18 protein-coding genes are annotated in these 17147 nt (G+C 69.4%); 8 read left to right on the forward strand and 10 right to left on the reverse strand.

Annotated features, from left to right (window positions below; translation table 11 throughout):
- Positions 1-193 precede the first annotated feature (193 nt).
- Both AQ610_RS15110 and AQ610_RS15115 read left to right on the forward strand, forming a co-directional pair.
- A complete protein-coding gene (locus AQ610_RS15110) occupies positions 194-1111 on the forward strand; it encodes a sterol desaturase family protein (protein ID WP_006024713.1) in 918 nt (305 codons plus the stop codon).
- A 108-nt stretch (positions 1112-1219) separates the two neighbouring features.
- A complete protein-coding gene (locus AQ610_RS15115; protein ID WP_006024712.1) occupies positions 1220-2359 on the forward strand; it encodes an SGNH/GDSL hydrolase family protein in 1140 nt (379 codons plus the stop codon).
- A 231-nt stretch (positions 2360-2590) separates the two neighbouring features.
- Here the strand turns inward: AQ610_RS15115 and AQ610_RS15120 are convergent, their stop codons facing one another.
- From AQ610_RS15120 to AQ610_RS15160, 10 genes are all read right to left on the reverse strand, one after another.
- Positions 2591-3616 (reverse strand): L-threonylcarbamoyladenylate synthase, encoded by a 1026-nt coding sequence (locus tag AQ610_RS15120; RefSeq protein WP_006024711.1) that lies wholly within the window; start codon positions 3614-3616, stop codon positions 2591-2593.
- An 11-nt stretch (positions 3617-3627) separates the two neighbouring features.
- Positions 3628-4824: a 5-(carboxyamino)imidazole ribonucleotide synthase gene (locus AQ610_RS15125; protein WP_009911369.1), complete on the reverse strand. Its 1197-nt coding sequence runs from the start codon at positions 4822-4824 to the stop codon at positions 3628-3630.
- A gap of 94 nt (positions 4825-4918) precedes the next feature.
- Positions 4919-5437 (reverse strand): 5-(carboxyamino)imidazole ribonucleotide mutase, encoded by a 519-nt coding sequence (gene purE, locus AQ610_RS15130; protein WP_006024709.1) that lies wholly within the window; start codon positions 5435-5437, stop codon positions 4919-4921.
- A 35-nt stretch (positions 5438-5472) separates the two neighbouring features.
- Positions 5473-6363 carry a phosphoribosylaminoimidazolesuccinocarboxamide synthase gene (locus tag AQ610_RS15135; protein WP_006024708.1) on the reverse strand — a complete coding sequence of 297 codons (891 nt, stop codon included), beginning with the start codon at positions 6361-6363 and terminating at the stop codon, positions 5473-5475.
- A gap of 189 nt (positions 6364-6552) precedes the next feature.
- On the reverse strand, positions 6553-7617 hold the full coding sequence (gene fba, locus AQ610_RS15140; RefSeq protein WP_009911367.1) for a class II fructose-bisphosphate aldolase: 1065 nt from the start codon (positions 7615-7617) through the stop codon (positions 6553-6555).
- A gap of 282 nt (positions 7618-7899) precedes the next feature.
- Positions 7900-9336: a pyruvate kinase gene (gene pyk, locus AQ610_RS15145; RefSeq protein WP_009911366.1), complete on the reverse strand. Its 1437-nt coding sequence runs from the start codon at positions 9334-9336 to the stop codon at positions 7900-7902.
- Positions 9315-9593, reverse strand: coding sequence for a hypothetical protein (locus AQ610_RS38155; protein ID WP_080594890.1), 279 nt, complete (start codon positions 9591-9593; stop codon positions 9315-9317). The genes pyk and AQ610_RS38155 overlap by 22 nt, the downstream gene beginning before the upstream one ends.
- Positions 9594-9621: 28 nt before the next feature.
- The gene (locus tag AQ610_RS15150) at positions 9622-10815 is read right to left on the reverse strand and encodes a phosphoglycerate kinase (RefSeq protein WP_006024705.1); all 1194 of its coding nucleotides are present in this window, start codon (positions 10813-10815) and stop codon (positions 9622-9624) included.
- A 304-nt stretch (positions 10816-11119) separates the two neighbouring features.
- Positions 11120-11443, reverse strand: coding sequence for a branched-chain amino acid transport AzlD family protein (locus AQ610_RS15155; RefSeq protein ID WP_006024703.1), 324 nt, complete (start codon positions 11441-11443; stop codon positions 11120-11122).
- Positions 11440-12189 (reverse strand): AzlC family ABC transporter permease, encoded by a 750-nt coding sequence (locus AQ610_RS15160; protein ID WP_006024701.1) that lies wholly within the window; start codon positions 12187-12189, stop codon positions 11440-11442. Before AQ610_RS15160 ends, AQ610_RS15155 begins: the two co-directional genes overlap by 4 nt.
- A gap of 222 nt (positions 12190-12411) precedes the next feature.
- Here AQ610_RS15160 and AQ610_RS15165 point away from each other — a divergent pair, with 222 nt between their 5' ends.
- From AQ610_RS15165 to AQ610_RS15190, 6 genes are all read left to right on the forward strand, one after another.
- Complete coding sequence (locus AQ610_RS15165) at positions 12412-13335, forward strand: branched-chain amino acid transaminase (protein WP_009911362.1); 924 nt, start codon at positions 12412-12414, stop codon at positions 13333-13335.
- Between the two features lie 67 nt (positions 13336-13402).
- The gene (locus tag AQ610_RS15170; protein ID WP_004197553.1) at positions 13403-13600 is read left to right on the forward strand and encodes a zinc-finger domain-containing protein; all 198 of its coding nucleotides are present in this window, start codon (positions 13403-13405) and stop codon (positions 13598-13600) included.
- Between the two features lie 127 nt (positions 13601-13727).
- On the forward strand, positions 13728-14768 hold the full coding sequence (gene waaF, locus AQ610_RS15175; RefSeq protein WP_006024699.1) for a lipopolysaccharide heptosyltransferase II: 1041 nt from the start codon (positions 13728-13730) through the stop codon (positions 14766-14768).
- Positions 14769-14900: 132 nt separating this feature from the next.
- Positions 14901-15347 carry a nuclear transport factor 2 family protein gene (locus AQ610_RS15180; RefSeq protein ID WP_006024698.1) on the forward strand — a complete coding sequence of 149 codons (447 nt, stop codon included), beginning with the start codon at positions 14901-14903 and terminating at the stop codon, positions 15345-15347.
- A 19-nt stretch (positions 15348-15366) separates the two neighbouring features.
- A complete protein-coding gene (locus AQ610_RS15185) occupies positions 15367-16401 on the forward strand; it encodes a hydrolase (protein ID WP_006024697.1) in 1035 nt (344 codons plus the stop codon).
- Positions 16394-17008 carry a DUF2946 family protein gene (locus AQ610_RS15190; protein ID WP_006024696.1) on the forward strand — a complete coding sequence of 205 codons (615 nt, stop codon included), beginning with the start codon at positions 16394-16396 and terminating at the stop codon, positions 17006-17008. Before AQ610_RS15185 ends, AQ610_RS15190 begins: the two co-directional genes overlap by 8 nt.
- Positions 17009-17147 lie beyond the last annotated feature (139 nt).

The raw sequence follows: 17147 nt of genomic DNA on the forward strand, positions 1-17147 counted from the left end.
CGATGGCCGCCGCCGCGGCTCGGCGCGCCGCACCATGCCGCGCGCCCGTCGAAGACTCCCTCTACGAAACACTCTCGCGTCCGGTACGCCGATTGCGTACCCTTTTGGCTGCAATTGACGCCACCGAACCGCGCGCGTGGGCCGCAAGCCGCATGCGCCGGATCGCGCGAACCACAACAAGAGGGAGACACTCATGCAATTCAACGTCGAATTGCTTCTGCTCGCGCTCGCGCCCGTCTTCCTGCTCTGCATCGGCTGGGAAGCGTGGCACCTCGCGCGCACGCGCCCCGGCGAGCGCGTCTACAACCTGCGCGATACGCTCTGCAACGCGGCGCTCGCGCTGATGCACCAGGGCGCGGACAAGATCGCGTGGATCTTCGTGATCCCGATCTATGCGTACTGCTACACGCACTACCGGCTCTTCACGTGGGACAGCACGTGGGTGTCGTTCGCCGTGCTGTTCGTCGCGCAGGACCTGCTCTACTACGTGTTCCACCGCTGCAGCCACCGCGTGCGCTGGCTGTGGGCCGCGCACGTCGTCCACCATTCGTCCGAGCGCCTGAATTTCTCGACCGCGATGCGGCAAAGCCTGATGTATCCGATCGCCGGCATGTGGGCGTTCTGGCTGCCGCTCGCGTTTCTCGGCTTCGCGCCGCAGCAGATCGTCGGCATCGTGCTCATTAACCTCGCGTTCCAGTTCTTCGTCCATACGCAGACGATTCCGAAGCTCGGCTGGCTCGAATACGTGCTGAACACGCCGTCGATCCACCGCGCGCACCATGCGCGCAACCCGCGCTACATTGATCGCAACTACGCCGGCGTGCTCGTGATCTGGGATCGCCTGTTCGGCAGCTACGTCGACGAGGACCCGCGCGATCCGCCCGAATACGGGATCGTCGAGCCGCTCCGGTCGAACAATCCGCTCGTCGCGACGTTCCATGAATGGCGGTCGATGGCGGCCGACGCGTTCGGCGTCGAAGGCTGGCGCAACAAGCTGCGTGCCGTTTTCGGCCCGCCCGAATGGGCGAGCGCTTATCATGCTCGGGTTGCGCATGCGCGCGCGCAGCCGCACGAGCCGCCCGCGCTCGCCGCCGCGCCCCGCGAACGATAACGAAACACGGCTTCACCACTATCGCGCCGGGCCGCGTCGCCGCCACACGTTGCGGCGCGGCACGGCGCAGGCCATGCAGCACAAGCATATCTACGAGGAGAGACCCGCATGAATCAGCAGCAACGACAACAACAACCCGCCGGCACCGCACGCCGCCGCTTCTGGCGCGGCGCGCAGGTCGCGCTCGCGAGCGCCGCGTTCGCGCTCCTCGCCGCGTGCGGCGGCGGCGACGACAACGGCTCGTCGCAGCCGAGCGCCGGCGTGAACATGCAGGTCGTGTCTTTCGGCGACAGCCTGTCGGACGCCGGCACCTACTCGCCGCAGATCCTGATCGGCTTCGGCGGCGGCCGCTTCACGACGAATCCGGGCCAGGTGTGGACGCAGGACGTCGCCGCCTACTACGGCAGCACGCTCACGCCGGCGTTCGAGGGCGGCTTCGGCGTGCCGCTGCAGGCGGCAGGCGGCCTGGGCTACGCGCAGGGCGGCTCGCGTGTCACGCAGCAGCCGGGTATCGGCCACGCGGACGCGAGCGTCGCGAACGCCGATTACGCGCAGGCGACGACCGTGCCCGTCGCGACGCAGGTGCAGCAATACCTGCAGCAGCACGGCAGCTTCAACGCGAATCAGATCGTGCTCGTCAACGGCGGCGCGAACGACATCTTCTATCAGGTGCAGGTCGCGCAGGCTCAGGGCAATACGCCCGCCGCGCAGCTCGCCGCCGCGCAGCAGATCGGCCTTGCCGCGCAGCAGCTCGCGGGCATCGTCCAGCAGATCGTCGCGGCGGGCGCGACGCACGTGTTCGTGTCGAACGTGCCGGACATCGGCGGCACGCCGCTCGCGGTGTCGACGGGCCAGCAGGCCGCGCTCACGCAGTTGTCGACGGTCTTCAACAGCACGCTCGCCGCGGCGCTGAAGGCGCTGAACGTCGACCCCGCGAAGGCCGTGCTGATCGACGCGTTCACGTGGCAGGACGGCATCGCCGCGAACTATCAGGGCAACGGCTTCTCGGTGGCGAACACGGGCACTGCGTGCAACCTGCAGTCGATGATCGCCGCCGCGACGAAGGCGGGCGTCTCGAACCCGACCGCGTTCGGCTCGTCGCTGTTCTGCTCGCCGCAGATGTACACGGTCGCGAACGCGGACCAGACCTATATGTTCGCCGACACGGTCCACCCGACGACGCGCCTGCACGCGCTCTTCGCGCAGTACGTCGAGCAGCAGATCGCGAAGACGGGCGTCGGCAAGTAAGGCGCCGGCGCGCGGCGGGCGGCGCGTCTCGCACGCCCCGCCCGGTCGCGACGCGGAGACGGATCCGCGTCGTGAAGCGAAAACGCCCGGTTCGCGTGATGCGAACCGGGCGTTTGCCATTGGAGGAGCCGGCCCTGCGGGGCTTTTCGTCGCTTGGGCGACAAGAGCAGCATAACGAAGCCACGCCCGGCTTCGCCGGCCCGCCGAATCAACCGCCTCGCCGCCCGGCGTTCACTCCAGCGCGTCGAACGCAGCCGCCGCACGGCCGAGCCGGTCGTTCACCGCGATCCATTCGGCCGTATCCGGCAGCTTCTCGACGAGAATGCGCGCGACCTGCGCACGATCGAGCGCGCGCAACAGCCCGTAGAGCTCGCGCGCGTAGACTTGCGGGTCCTCGGGCGCCGCAACGAAATGCACGCCCTGCGCGTGCGCCCACGCGCCGGCACGCGATGCGCGCGCGACGAGCGCGACCCGCTCGCCGGCATCGCGCGCGGCCGCGAGCAGCGGCTCGATCCGCTCGAACGGCGCAAGCGCGAGCGGCGTGCGCGGCGCGTAATGCGCCTTCAGCGTGCCGGACGCGCGCGGCGCGGTCGCGTCGCTGCCGTCGGGCAGGCGCGGCGCGACGCCGAGCACGTCGGCGATCTGCCGCGGCGTCACCTGGCCCGGGCGCAGCAGCGCCGGAAAGCCGCGCGACAGATCGAGAATCGTCGATTCGATCCCGACGTCGGACGGGCCGCCGTCGAGCACGTGGACGGCATCGCCGAACTCGTCGCGCACGTGCTGCGCGGTGGTCGGGCTCACGTGGCCGAAGCGGTTCGCCGACGGCGCGGCGACGCCGCCGTGCCCGCCGCGACGCGCGTCGAACGCGCGCAACAGCGCCTGCGCGACCGGATGCGACGGGCAACGCAGGCCGACCGAGTCCTGCCCGCCGCTCACCGCGTCCGGAATATGCGCGGCGCGCTTCAGGATCAGCGTGAGCGGGCCGGGCCAGAACGCGTCGATCAACTTTTGCGCGTCGGCGGGCAACGAATCGACCCAGTAGCCCGGGTCGCTGCCCGGCGCGAGGTGGACGATCACAGGATGGTTCGCCGGCCGCCCTTTCGCCGCATAAATGCGCGCGACGGCGGCCGGGTTCTGCGCGTCGCCGCCGAGCCCGTAGACGGTCTCGGTCGGAAACGCGACGAGTTCGCCCGCATCGAGCAGCCCGGCGGCCTCGTCGATCTGCTCGGCGGTCGGAATCGGTCGATCGTTCGACATCGCGCGCCCCGTCAGTCGAGCGGAATGCGCAGCAGCCGCGCGCAGGCGGTCGCGCCCGCGACCGCGCCGTCGAGCGTCGCCGCGGTGAAGTTCACGTGGCCCATCTTGCGGCCGGCGCGCGCGTCTTCCTTGCCGTACAGATGCAGCCGCGCGGTCGGCATCGCGGCGACCTGGTCCCACGGCGGCGTGACGGGCTCGCCCGACGCGCCGTCCGCGAACCACACGTCGCCGAGCACGTTGAGCATCGCGGCGGGCGAATGCTGGCGCGTGCTGCCGAGTGGCAGCCGCGTCATCGCGCGCACCTGCTGCTCGAACTGGCTCGTCTCGCACGCATCGACCGTGTAGTGGCCGGAATTGTGCGGCCGCGGCGCCATTTCGTTCGCGACGAGCGAGCCGTCCTCGAGCACGAAGAACTCGACGCACAGCACGCCGACGTATTCGAGCGAATCGGCGATCCGCACGGCCGCCTGCTGCGCGTCGCGCACGAGCGCGTCGTTCGCGGCGGGCGCGGGCACGACGGTCAGCGACAGGATGCCGCCGTGATGCGTGTTCTGCGCGAGCGGAAACACCGCGGACGCGCCATCCGCGCCACGCACGATCAGCGCCGACACTTCGTATTTGAGCGGCAGGCGCTTCTCGAGCACGCACGGCACGCCGCCGAGCGACGCGTACCCGTCTCTCGCTTCCCGCACGGTCGCGACGCGCACCTGCCCCTTGCCGTCGTAGCCGAGGCGCGCGGTCTTCAGGATGCCGGGCAGCACCGCGGCGAGATCCGCATCGGCGAGCGCCGCGAGCTGCGCGGGCGACTCGATCACGACGTGCGGCGCGACGGACACGCCGGACGCCGCGATGAACCGCTTCTCGGCGATCCGGTCCTGCGCGATCGCGACGCATCGGCCGGCGGGCGCGACGAACGTCGATTGCGCGAGAAAGTCGAGGCTCGCGGCGGGCACGTTCTCGAACTCGGTCGACACGGCGTCGCACCATTGCGCGAGCTCGGCGAGCGCGGCCTCGTCGTCGTACGCGGCGCGCAGATGCTTGTCCGCGACGGCGCCCGCGGGGCTCGTCGGATCGGGATCGAGCACCGCGACGCGGTAGCCCATCGCCTGCGCGGCGAAGCAGAACATGCGGCCGAGCTGGCCGCCGCCGACCATGCCGAGCCAGGCGCCCGGCAGGATCGGGGAATTCGGGGTGGGGAGTGCAGTCATGATATGTAAAACAGACCCTGGGGTCGGTGTCGGCGGGCGGCGGCGCCCGCCGCGGTCAGGACGATCGATGTTGCAAGCGGCTCGCGCGGCGGCCTCACAGCGGCGGCAGCGCCATCGCGTGCGCGGCCTCGTTCTGCCGCACGCGGAACGCGGCGAGCCGGTTCGCGTAGTCGACCGACGTGCCGGCCAGGATCGACACCGCGAAAAGCGCCGCGTTCGCCGCGCCGGCCTCGCCGATCGCGAACGTCGCCACCGGCACGCCCTTCGGCATCTGCACGATCGAATGCAGCGAATCGACGCCCTTCAGGTACTTGCTCGCCACGGGCACGCCGAGCACGGGCACCGTCGTCTTCGCGGCGAGCATGCCGGGCAGGTGCGCGGCGCCGCCCGCGCCCGCGATGATCGCGCGCAGGCCGCGCTCGCGCGCCTTCTGAGCGTAGTCGAACATCTCGTCGGGCATCCGGTGCGCGGACACGACCTTCGCCTCGTACGGCACGTCGAATTCCTGCAGGATCGCGACGGCGTGCTTCATCACGTCCCAGTCGGAGCTGGAACCCATCAGCACGCCGACGAGCGGCGCGCTGTGCGTGTGGGCGGTCTGGACTTCGCTCATCGTGCGCTTCCTCGTTTCGGTGAATCGGACGATGCTCAGTCGAGCGTCTTGCCCGTGATGCGCTCGAGCGCTTCCTGATACTTCGCGCTCGTCTTCGCGACCACGTCGTCGGGCAGCTTCGGCGCGGGCGGCTCCTTGCTCCAGTTCTGCGCCTCTAGCCAGTCGCGGACGAACTGCTTGTCGAACGACGGCGGATTCGTGCCGACCCGGTATTCGTCCGCCGGCCAGAAGCGCGACGAATCGGCCGTCAGCGCCTCGTCCATCAGGAACAGCTTGCCGTGCTCGTCGAGGCCGAACTCGAACTTCGTGTCGGCGATGATGATGCCGCGCGTCGCCGCGTAGTCGGCCGCTTCCTTGTACAGCTTGATCGAGATGTCGCGGATCGTCGCGGCGAGCTCGGTGCCGATGCGGCGCTCGGTTTCCTCGAACGAGATGTTCTCGTCGTGATGGCCCATCTCGGCCTTCGCGGCGGGCGTGAAGATCGGCTCGGGGAGCTTCTGCGCGTTCGAGAGGCCGGCCGGCAGCTCGACGCCGCACACCTTGCCTGTCGCCTGGTAGTCCTTCCAGCCGCTGCCCGCGAGATAGCCGCGCACGACCGCCTCGACGAGGATCGGCTCGAGCCGCTTGACGACGACCGCGCGCCCCTTCACCTGCCCGACTTCGTCGGCGGCGACGACCGTCTCGGGCGCGACGCCCGTCAGATGGTTCGGGACGATGTGCGCGAGCTTGTCGAACCAGAAGTTCGCCATCTGGTTCAGCACGCGGCCCTTGTTCGGAATCGGCTCGCCCATGATGACGTCGAACGCCGACAGGCGATCGGTCGTGACGATCAGGAGCTTGTCGTTGCCGACCGCGTAGTTGTCGCGGACCTTGCCGCGACCGAGAAGCGGCAGCGAGCGCAGCGTGGATTCGTAGAGAGTAGACATCGTCTTTTCGCAGATAAGGAGCCAAACAAAAAGGGAAACGCCGTTCCCCGCGGCTGGCGGGAACGGCGGCCTTGCAATACTTCGGCGAACCGGCCGGGCGGCTTGGCCCGGCGGGGCCGGCCGGCTTCGGGGCCGGGCCGGGCGTATCCGGCCGCCCCGCCCGCGGGCCGGCCAGATCGTACTACAGACTCAACGCACCACTTGCGCGAGAGCGCCGGCCTTGTACTTCTCGGCGATCTTCTCGAGCGGCACCGGCTTGATCTTCGCCGCCTGGCCTTCGCAGCCGAACGCCAGATAGCGCGCGACGCAGATCTTCTTCGCCGCTTCGCGTGCGGGCTTCAGGTAGTCGCGCGGGTCGAACTTGCCCGGATTCTCGAACATGTAGCGGCGGATCGCGCCCGTGATCGCGAGACGCAGGTCGGTGTCGATGTTGACCTTGCGCACGCCATGCTTGATGCCTTCCTGGATTTCCTCGACGGGCACGCCGTAGGTTTCCTTCATGTCGCCGCCGAACTCGCGGATTTCCGCGAGCAGATCCTGCGGCACCGACGACGAGCCGTGCATCACGAGGTGCGTGTTCGGGATGCGCGCGTGGATTTCCTTGATCCGCTGGATCGACAGGATGTCGCCCGTCGGCTTCTTCGTGAACTTGTACGCGCCGTGCGACGTGCCGATCGCGATCGCGAGCGCGTCGCACTGCGTGAGCTTGACGAAGTCGGCGGCCTGCTCGGGGTCCGTCAGCAGTTGCTCGCGCGTCATCGTGCCTTCGGCGCCGTGGCCGTCTTCCTTGTCGCCCTTCATCGTCTCGAGCGAGCCGAGCACGCCGAGCTCGGCCTCGACCGTCACGCCGATCGAGTGCGCCATCTCGACGACCTTGCGGGATACGTCGACGTTGTACTCGTACGATGCGACCGTCTTGCCGTCGGCCTCGAGCGAGCCGTCCATCATCACGCTCGTGAAGCCGCTGCGAATTGCCGTCATGCACACGGCGGGCGACTGGCCGTGATCCTGGTGCATCACGACGGGAATGTGCGGGTACGACTCGACCGCCGCTTCGATCAGGTGGCGCAGGAACGCCTCGCCCGCGTACTTCCGGGCGCCCGCCGACGCCTGCATGATCACGGGCGCGCCGACTTCGTCGGCGGCCGCCATGATCGCCTGCACCTGCTCCAGGTTGTTCACGTTGAACGCGGGCAGGCCGTAGCCGTTCTCCGCTGCGTGATCCAGCAGTTGACGCATTGATACGAGAGGCATTGTGGTACTCCTTGAATGAAAACCTTGCGCCCTACGCGGCGCTTGACGGCCCGCCCCGGATGACAGGCGGGCGGACCGGCGCGGCCGAGCGTCGAATAGCCGCATTTTATCGCGAAGCGCCCCCGATTCAGGCCAAATGGCGGATTCGCTGGCAATTTGTTACGTCTTTCAGGCCGCCTTCAAGCGAAAAAGCCGCGGGGCGTCGGACCCCCGCGGCTTCTTCGTTCCCGCGCAAGCGGCATGCCCGGCAGGCGCTCGCGCTCGCCGGGCGTCCGTTCCGCTTCAGTAATGCTCGCCGACGCGCACGATCTTCAGCGTGTTCGTGCCGCCCGCCTGCCCCATCGGCTCGCCGACCGTCAGCACGACCATGTCGCCGTGCGCGACGTAGCCGCGCCGCACGATCAGCTCGAGCGCCTGCTGCAGCGCGGAATCGCGGTCGCTGTCGAAGTCGACGTGCAGCGGCGTCACGTTGCGAAAGAGCGCCATCGTGCGCTCGCTGCCGACCCGCGGCGTCAGCGCGAAGATCGGCACGTGCGTGTAGTGGCGCGACATCCAGAGCGCCGTCGCGCCTGATTCGGTCAGCGCGACGATCGCCTTCGCGCCCAGGTGATACGCGGTGAAGAGCGCGCCCATCGCGATCGACTGGTCGATCCGCGTGAACGTGCGGTCGAGGAAGTCCTTGTCGAGCTCGACGTGCTCGGATTTCTCCGCCTCGACGCAGATGGCCGCCATCGCCTCGATCGTCACGGCCGGGTACTTGCCCGTCGCCGTCTCGGCGGACAGCATCACCGCGTCGGTGCCGTCAAGCACCGCGTTCGCGACGTCCGACACCTCCGCGCGCGTCGGCACGGGCGCGTGGATCATCGATTCCATCATCTGCGTCGCGGTGATCACGAGCTTGTTCGACTCGCGCGCCATCCGGATCATCCGCTTCTGCAGCGCGGGCACGGCCGCGTTGCCGACCTCGACGGCCAGGTCGCCGCGCGCGACCATGATCCCGTCCGACGCGTCGAGAATCTCCTGCAGCGCCGGAATCGCCTCCGCGCGCTCGATCTTCGCGATCATCTTCGGCTTGATGCCGTAAGGCGCGCCCGCGATGTTCGCGAGCTGGCGCGCCATCTCCATGTCGGTCGCGTTCTTCGGGAACGACACGGCGACGAGATCCGCGCCGAGCGACATCGCGGTACGGATGTCCTCCATGTCCTTCGCGGTCAGCGCGGGCGCCGACAGCCCGCCACCCTGCCGGTTGATCCCCTTGTTGTTCGACAGATCGCCGCCCACCTTGACGGTCGTGTGAATCTCGTCGCCGAGCACGCGATCGACCTTCAGCACGATCAGGCCATCGTTCAGCAGCAGCACGTCGCCCGGCTTCAGGTCGCGCGGCAGATCCTTGTAGTCGAGGCCGACCCGCTCGTCGTTGCCGAGCTCGCACGTCGCATCGAGAACGAACGGCTGGCCGGGAGCGAGCGTCGTCTTGCCCGCCTCGAACTTGCCGACGCGGATCTTCGGCCCCTGCAGGTCCGCCATGATCGCGATTTCCCGGCCGACCCGGCGCGCGGCCTCGCGGACCATCTCGGCGCGCTCGCGGTGATCGTCGGCCGAGCCGTGCGAGAAATTGAGCCGCACGACGTCGAGACCCGCGTGCATCATCTGCAACAGGACCTCCGGCGAGCTGGATGCCGGGCCGATCGTGGCGACTATCTTGGTGGCGCGGTGCATGAATCTCCTCGTCTGACTGAGTGAAAGCGCTGGATGTACCGCCGCGAGAGCCGAAGCCGCGCGGCCCAGCCGCCGCCGCTTCGGAACGCGCGCCGGTGCGTGCGCCCGGCGTCGCTTTGTCCGCGGGCGCCGGCGTGGACGGCCGGCGCCGCATCGTCGGTTCGGGTCCGGCGCGCCCGCCCCGGGCGCGCCGCCGGCGGCCTGACGAGAGCCGCCGGCCCGACGGAGCGCGCAACGCGCGTGCCCGCCGGCGTCACGCGGGCGGCTGCCGCCCGCGCTGCGCGCTTACGCGCGCGTTTCCAGCACTTCGACGGCGGGCAGCTTCTTGCCCTCGAGGAATTCGAGGAACGCGCCGCCGCCCGTCGAGATGTAGCTGACCTTGTCGTGGATCCCGTACTTCGCGATCGCGGCGAGCGTGTCGCCGCCGCCCGCGATCGAGAACGCGGCCGAGTTCGCGATCGCGTCGGCAAGCGTCTTCGTGCCGTTGCCGAACTGGTCGAACTCGAACACGCCGACGGGGCCGTTCCAGACGATCGTGCCCGCCTTCTCGAGCTGGCCGGCGAGCGCCTTCGCGGTGTCCGGCCCGATGTCGAGGATCATGTCGTCGGCTTCGATGTCGGCGACCTTCTTCACGGTGGCGGCGGCCGTCGGCGAGAACTCTTTCGCGACGACGACGTCGGTCGGGATCGGCACGGACGCGCCGCGCTTCCTCGCCTCGTCGATGATCGCCTTCGCCTCGCCGGCGAGATCGACTTCCGCGAGCGACTTGCCGATCGCAAGGCCCGCCGCGAGCATGAACGTGTTCGCGATGCCGCCGCCGACGATCAGTTGATCGACCTTCTCCGCGAGCGACTTCAGGATCGTCAGCTTCGTCGACACCTTCGAGCCCGCGACGATCGCCACCAGCGGACGCTTCGGGTTGCCGAGCGCCTTGCCGAGCGCGTCGAGCTCGGCGGCGAGCAGCGGGCCCGCGCACGCGACGGGGGCGTACTTCGCGATGCCGTGCGTGGTCGCCTCAGCGCGGTGCGCGGTGCCGAACGCGTCGTTCACGTAGACGTCGCAGAGCTTCGCCATCTTCTGCGCGAGCTCGTCCGAATTCTTCTTCTCGCCCTTGTTCACGCGGCAGTTCTCGAGCAGCACGACCTGGCCCGGCGCGACTTCGACGCCGTTCTCGACCCAGTTCGCGACGAGCGGCACGTCGCGGCCGAGCAGCTCGGCCAGCCGCTTCGCGACGCTCGCGAGCGAATCCTCGGGCTTGAACTCGCCTTCCGTCGGGCGGCCGAGGTGCGACGTGACCATCACGGCCGCGCCCGCGTCGAGCGCCGCCTCGATCGCGGGCACCGACGCGCGCACGCGCGTGTCTTCGGTGATGTTGCCGTGATCGTCCTGCGGCACGTTCAGATCGGCGCGGATGAACACACGTTTGCCGGAGAGCTTGCCTTCGGCGATCAGGTCGGTAAGACGCTTTACTTGGCTCATGGGACTGATGAAGGTTGATGAAGGAAGGCGGTTCGACGCGCGCGGCGCCGCCGCGCCGGGCGCCTTGCGCGGCCCGCCGGCCTTGCGCGGCCCGCCGGCTTTGCGCGGCAGGGCCCGCGCGGCGCGCGCGAAAAAATTCCGGAAGGGGTCATTCTAGCCGATCCGCCCGGCGCGCTGCCCCGCCGCGCGGCGAAATCCTGCTGAATTCCCGCCGAATTCCTGTTATTTCGCAGCATTGCGCGCCGTTGCGGCGCGCATGCCGCGGCAGCTCGCCCGGCATGCCGGGCGACCGTGCCGGAACCGGTCAGAACAGGACCCGCAGCGCGGTGAACACGAGCATCCCGACGACGATCGTGCCGAGCATGCTCCGCCGCCACAGGAACCACGCGAGGCCCGCCGCCGCCGCGTAGAAATCGTGGTTCGACAGCGCGAACGAGATGCCTTCGGGCGTCTCCAGCACGTCGGGCAGCACGACCGCGACGAGCGCCGCGGCGGGCGCGTAGCGCAGCGAGCGCTGCACGCGCTCGGGCAGCACCGTGCGCTCGCCGCCGGCGAGAAAGAACGCGCGCGTGATCGCGGTGACGAGCGTCATCCCGGCGATCGCGAGCCAGACTTGCCAGTCGCTCATTCGGCGTCCTCCGTGCGCGCCGCCCGGATGCGCCGCCAGTCGGCGCGCTCGACGAACCAGTCGGCGACGCTGCCCGCCGCAAGCGCCGCGACCACCGCGAGCGGCAGCGCGAGCCGGTACGGCAGCTCGAACGCGACGAGCGACACGCCCCCCGCCACCGCGACGGCCGTGAGCGTCGAGCGGTTCGCGATCGCCGACACCATGATCGGAATCAGCGCGAGCGTGCCGGCGAGCGCGAGCCCCCAACTGTCGGGAAACGCGCTCGCGAGCGCGATGCCGACGAGCGACGACGCCTGCCATGCAAGCCAGCTCGTGAGCGCCATCCCCCAGAAGTACGCCTCCTTGCCGGGCACGTGGCCCGCCGCGAAGCCCTGCTTCTGGAACAGCAGGTAGATCACGTCGCCGTTGAAATAGCCGATCGCGAGCCGCCGCCACAGCGGCAGATACGAGAAATGGGGTGCGAGCCCCGCGCTGAAGATCACGAAGCGCATGTTGACCATCGCGGCCGTCAGGAGAATCGTCCAGACCGGCAGCTTCGCGGCGAAGAGCGGCAGCACCGCGAGCTGCGACGAGCCCGCGTAGACGAGGATCGACATGCCGAGCGCCTGCCCCGTCGTCAGCACCGACTTGCTCATCGCGATGCCGGTGACGAGGCCCCACGACAGGATCGCCATCAGCGTCGGGGAAAAGTCGCGGAAGCCCTGGGCGAGGGCGAAACGGTCGGTGGCGGAGAGGCGAGCGAGCATCGAGGAGGCGCCGCGAAGGCGAAAAGCCGGACCGCTCGCGCGCATCGCGCGCCGCCGCCCGTTATTTTTCACGCAGATTGCGCGTCGATTATAGCGCCGGACTCTGCCGTACCGACCGTTGCGCGTACAAAAACGCTAAAATGAGCCCCTTTGCGACGCGGCGCGGTTTCGAGCCGCCGCGCGCCCTTTCTGCGCATCCCCGCATCCACCAGGAGAAGACCTATGTCAATGGCCGATCGCGACGGCAAGATTTGGATGGACGGCAAGCTGATCGAATGGCGCGACGCCAAGATCCACGTGCTGACCCACACGCTGCATTACGGCATGGGCGTCTTCGAGGGCGTGCGCGCGTACAAGACGGCCGACGGCAGCACGGCGATCTTCCGCCTGAAGGAGCACACGAAGCGCCTGCTGAACTCGGCGAAGATCTTCCAGATGGACGTGCCGTTCGACCAGGAAACGCTCGAGGCCGCGCAGCGCGACGTCGTGCGCGAGAACAAGCTCGAGTCGTGCTACCTGCGCCCGATCATCTGGATCGGCTCGGAGAAGCTCGGCGTGTCGGCCAAGGGCAACACGATCCACGTCGCGATCGCCGCGTGGCCGTGGGGCGCGTACCTCGGCGAGGAAGGCCTCGCGAAGGGCATCCGCGTGAAGACCTCGTCGTTCACGCGCCATCACGTGAACGTATCGATGGTGCGCGCGAAGGCGTCCGGCTGGTACGTGAACTCGATCCTCGCGAACCAGGAAGCGACGGCCGACGGCTACGACGAGGCGCTCCTGCTCGACGTCGACGGCTACGTGTCCGAAGGCTCCGGCGAGAACTTCTTCCTCGTGAACCGCGGCAAGCTCTACACGCCGGATCTCGCGTCGTGCCTCGACGGCATCACGCGCGACACGGTCATCACGCTCGCGAAGGAAGCCGGCATCGAAGTGATCGAGAAGCGCATCACGCGCGACGAGGTCTATACGGCCGACGAAGCGTTCTTCACCGGCACCGCGGCCGAAGTCACGCCGATCCGCGAGCTCGACAACCGCACGATCGGCAGCGGCGCGCGCGGCCCGATCACCGAAAAGCTGCAAAGCGCGTTCTTCGACGTCGTCAACGGCAAGAGCGCGAAGCACGCGGACTGGCTCACGAAGATCTGAGCCAGAATGCGGCGCGCGGCGCAACGCCGGCGCGCGCCGCTCGCCATCGCCATAACGAGAAAGCCCCATGAGTGAAATCAAGGAAATGCCGCTCATCGAACTGACGGCCAAGGATCTGCCCGCTTACTGCCCGAATCCCGCGATGCCGCGCTGGAGCGCGCACCCGCGCGTGTTCATCGACGTCTCGCACGGCGAGGCGCGCTGCCCGTACTGCGGCACGCGCTACAAGCTGCGCGACGGCGAAGTGCTGCGCGGCCACCATTGAGCGCGCGGCGGCTTCGCCGCCCGACGCGGCGCGCACCGGCCGTCCGGCGCGCGCCGCCGCCCCTCCCCCGCAACCCGAGCGCGGCGCACGAGCGTCGCGCTTCATTACGACATCGGAAATCGACCTGATGCGTCGCGCGTTGGTAATCGCACCGAACTGGATCGGTGACGCATTGATGGCGCAGCCGCTTTTCGCGCTGCTGAAGAAACTGCATCCCCGCATCGTCATCGACGCCGTGGCGCCCACGTGGGTCGCGCCCGTGCTGGAGCGGATGCCCGAGATCCACGACGTCCACGCGACCGAGCTCGCGCACGGCAAGCTGCAGATGCTGCACCGCTGGCAGCTCGCGAGCGATCTGCGCGAGCTCGGCTACGACGCCGCGTACGTGCTGCCGAACTCGCTGAAATCCGCGCTGATCCCGTGGCTCGCCGGCATCCCGCTTCGGGTCGGCTACACGGGCGAGCATCGCTACATGCTCCTGAACGTGCGGCACGCGAATCCGGGCAAGGCGCGCGACACGCGCGCGCCGATGGCCCAACATTACGCGGCGCTTGCATACGCGCCCGGCGCGAAGCTGCCCGAATCGCTCCAGACGCTGCCGCCGCCGCGGCTCGAAGCGGACCTGAACGAGACGGCGCGCGTTTCCGCGCGCTTCAACCTCGACACGCGCAAGCCGCTCGTCGTGTTCTGCCCGGGCGCCGAGTACGGCCCGGCGAAGCGCTGGCCGCCCGAGCATTTCGCCGCGCTCGCGCAGAGCGTGAGCCAGTCCTTTCCGTATACGCAGATCGTCGCGCTCGGCTCGCCGAAGGACGCAGCGGCCGCGCAGGCGATCGCCGAGCGCGCGCCGAACGTGCGCAGCCTCTGCGGCCAGACCTCGCTCACCGAGGCGTGCGCGCTGATCGCGCGCGCGAACGCGGTCGTCACCAACGATTCCGGGCTGATGCACGTCGCGGCGGCGCTGCGCCGGCCGCTCGTCGCGCTCTACGGCTCGACCGATCCGCGTCATACCCCGCCGCTGTCGGAGCTGGCAAAGGTACAATGGCTGCATCTCGAATGCAGTCCCTGCTTCGAACGCGAATGCCCGCTCGGCCATCTGAAGTGCCTGCGCGAGCTGAGCCCGGAGCAGGTGTTCGGCGATTTGCGCGGGATGCTCGTCGGACAGCGCTGACGCCCGCGGCCGCGAGGCCGCCCGTCGCGCGCCCGCGCACCCGCACCCGACTCACCGCTTGAGCGGGCGGCCCCGTCGACGACGAGGCCGCCACGATGAAACGGCGCGCGCCGCGCGCGAGAGATAGACCCGATGCCACGTTTTGCCCGCCTCTTCGAAGCCGCCGCCGATACGCTGAACGCGTACTACCAGGCAATCGCCGACGCCAACCTCGACGCGCTGATGGTCCTCTGGATCGACGAGGACTTCGCCAGTTGCATCTGGTCGGACGGCACGCACCTGCACGGCCTCGAGCAGATCCGAAGCGGGTTCGGCGCGCGGCTGTCGACACAGCCCGTCACGATCGAGCCGCTCGACATCCGCGTCTACGACAGCCTCGGCACCGTCGTCTACACGGTCGCGGAAGCGCACCAGCAGGCCGATCTCACGGCCGAGCCGCAGATGGTGTTCACGACCTACGTGATGATCCACGAGCGCGGCGAATGGCGGATCGCCCACATCCACGCGAGCCCGATCCCCGAGCAGACGGCGACGCAGTTCGCCGCGAAGATCCGCCACGCGCAGGGGCCGCTCCACTGAGCAACGGGCGTTCGCAGCGATGAGCACCGCACTCCCCCCGCTTCCCGCTGCCGACGAGACCGCCCCCCCGGCAGCCTCGTCCCTCTACCGCGCGCCGCTCTGGCTGCCGACGAGCCACGCGCAGACGATCGTCCCCGCCCTCTTCGCGCGCCGGCCCGACGTCGAATACCGGCGCGAGCGCTGGGACACGCCCGACGGCGACTTCATCGACGTCGACTGGCTCGCGCCGGCGGCGGGCGCGGCGCCCGAGCCGGGCGCGCCGCTCGCCGTGCTGTTCCACGGCCTCGAAGGCAGCTCCGATTCGCATTACGCGCGCGTGCTGATGGCGGCCGCCCGCGCGCGCGGCTGGCACGGCGTCGTCCCGCACTTCCGCAGTTGCAGCGGCGAGATGAACCGGATGCCGCGCTTCTATCACCTCGCCGACAGCGCCGAAGTCGACTGGATCCTGCGGCGGCTCGCGAAAAGCCATCGCGGGCCGCTCGTCGCGGTCGGCGTGTCGCTCGGCGGCAACGTGCTGCTGCGCTGGCTCGGCGAACGGCGCAGCGATACGTCGATCGTCGCGGCGGCCTCGGCGGTGTCGACGCCGATCGACGTCCACGCGGGCGGCCGCGCGCTGTCGCAAGGCTTCTCGATGGTCTACACGCGCAGCTTCCTGAAGACGCTCAAGCTGAAGGCGCTCGTGAAGCTCGAACAGTATCCGGGGCTCTTCGACAGGCACGCGATGCTCGCCGCGCGCACGATGCACGACTTCGACGATATCGTCACCGCGCCGCTGCACGGCTTCGTCGACGCGAACGATTACTGGACGCAGGCGACCACGCGCCCGCTCCTCGCGGCGATCGACGTGCCGACGCTGATCCTCAACGCGCGCAACGATCCGTTCCTGCCGGCGTCGGCGCTGCCCGGCCCGCGCGACGTGTCGCGCGCGGTCGTGCTCGACCAGCCCGAGCACGGCGGCCACGCGGGCTTCATGACGGGCCCGTTCCCTGGGCGCATCGACTGGCTGCCCGCGCGCATCTTCGAATTCTGCTCACGCTTCACCGATCATGGATGACATCGTCAAACAGGCGCTCGCCAAGTGGCCGAACGTTCCGCACTGCACCGGATGGCTGCTGCTCGACCGGCGCGGCGGCTGGCGGATGCGCGACGACGCCGCGCAGGCAGCGGGCGCGCTCGGCTCGCCCGTGCGGCACCCGGCGCTCGTCGACTTCATCGCCCGCAATTACGAGCGCGACGAAGATGGCCAGTGGTTCTTCCAGAACGGGCCGCAGCGCGTGTACGTCGAACTGGCGTATACGCCGTGGATCGTCCGGCTCGCGGCCGATCGCGACGGCCGTCACGATCATGACGATCCGGCGCGCGTCGCGCTGACCGACCACACGGGCCGCGCGTTCGAGCCGGCGAGCGCCTGGCTCGACGACGCGGGCGGCGTGCTGTTCGCCGACCGCGCAACGCCGCCGCGCGTCGCCGCGCTGCACGATCACGATCTGGCGCTCTTCGCCGATTGCGCCGACCTCGATGACGACGGCGCGCACGGCGTGCTGCATCTCGGCGGCGGCGTCGATCTGCCGCTCGAGCCGATCCGGCGCGACGACGTTGCGCAGCGGTTCGGGTTCGTCGCAAGCCCGGCCGCGCGCGCGGGAGGGCGGGCGGCGGGCTGACGCGGCGCGCGGTGGCGGATGGCGGGTGAACCGCGCGCCGTGCTTTGCGTCGGCGCTTCGTCTGCTTCGTCTGCTTCGTCTGCTTCGTCTGCTTCGTCTGCTTCGGCCGATGCGTCTGGCGCTTCGGCTTCTTCCGATT

The sequence above is a fragment of the Burkholderia humptydooensis genome, from assembly GCF_001513745.1.
GTDB lineage: Bacteria > Pseudomonadota > Gammaproteobacteria > Burkholderiales > Burkholderiaceae > Burkholderia > Burkholderia humptydooensis.

Excerpts from the sequence above, each read along its gene's own strand:
- AQ610_RS15185 (WP_006024697.1), top strand. The coding sequence starts at position 15,367 with ATGAGCACCGCACTCCCCCCGCTTCCCGCTGCCGACGAGACCGCCCCC.
- AQ610_RS15110 (WP_006024713.1), top strand. The coding sequence starts at position 194 with ATGCAATTCAACGTCGAATTGCTTCTGCTCGCGCTCGCGCCCGTCTTC.
- fba (WP_009911367.1), bottom strand. The coding sequence starts at position 7,617 with ATGCCTCTCGTATCAATGCGTCAACTGCTGGATCACGCAGCGGAGAAC.
- AQ610_RS15125 (WP_009911369.1), bottom strand. The coding sequence starts at position 4,824 with ATGACTGCACTCCCCACCCCGAATTCCCCGATCCTGCCGGGCGCCTGG.
- AQ610_RS15190 (WP_006024696.1), top strand. The coding sequence starts at position 16,394 with ATGGATGACATCGTCAAACAGGCGCTCGCCAAGTGGCCGAACGTTCCG.
- AQ610_RS15160 (WP_006024701.1), bottom strand. The coding sequence starts at position 12,189 with ATGCTCGCTCGCCTCTCCGCCACCGACCGTTTCGCCCTCGCCCAGGGC.
- AQ610_RS15120 (WP_006024711.1), bottom strand. The coding sequence starts at position 3,616 with ATGTCGAACGATCGACCGATTCCGACCGCCGAGCAGATCGACGAGGCC.
- AQ610_RS15115 (WP_006024712.1), top strand. The coding sequence starts at position 1,220 with ATGAATCAGCAGCAACGACAACAACAACCCGCCGGCACCGCACGCCGC.
- AQ610_RS15170 (WP_004197553.1), top strand. The coding sequence starts at position 13,403 with ATGAGTGAAATCAAGGAAATGCCGCTCATCGAACTGACGGCCAAGGAT.
- waaF (WP_006024699.1), top strand. The coding sequence starts at position 13,728 with ATGCGTCGCGCGTTGGTAATCGCACCGAACTGGATCGGTGACGCATTG.
- AQ610_RS15180 (WP_006024698.1), top strand. The coding sequence starts at position 14,901 with ATGCCACGTTTTGCCCGCCTCTTCGAAGCCGCCGCCGATACGCTGAAC.
- AQ610_RS15150 (WP_006024705.1), bottom strand. The coding sequence starts at position 10,815 with ATGAGCCAAGTAAAGCGTCTTACCGACCTGATCGCCGAAGGCAAGCTC.
- purE (WP_006024709.1), bottom strand. The coding sequence starts at position 5,437 with ATGAGCGAAGTCCAGACCGCCCACACGCACAGCGCGCCGCTCGTCGGC.
- AQ610_RS15155 (WP_006024703.1), bottom strand. The coding sequence starts at position 11,443 with ATGAGCGACTGGCAAGTCTGGCTCGCGATCGCCGGGATGACGCTCGTC.
- pyk (WP_009911366.1), bottom strand. The coding sequence starts at position 9,336 with ATGCACCGCGCCACCAAGATAGTCGCCACGATCGGCCCGGCATCCAGC.
- AQ610_RS15165 (WP_009911362.1), top strand. The coding sequence starts at position 12,412 with ATGTCAATGGCCGATCGCGACGGCAAGATTTGGATGGACGGCAAGCTG.
- AQ610_RS15135 (WP_006024708.1), bottom strand. The coding sequence starts at position 6,363 with ATGTCTACTCTCTACGAATCCACGCTGCGCTCGCTGCCGCTTCTCGGT.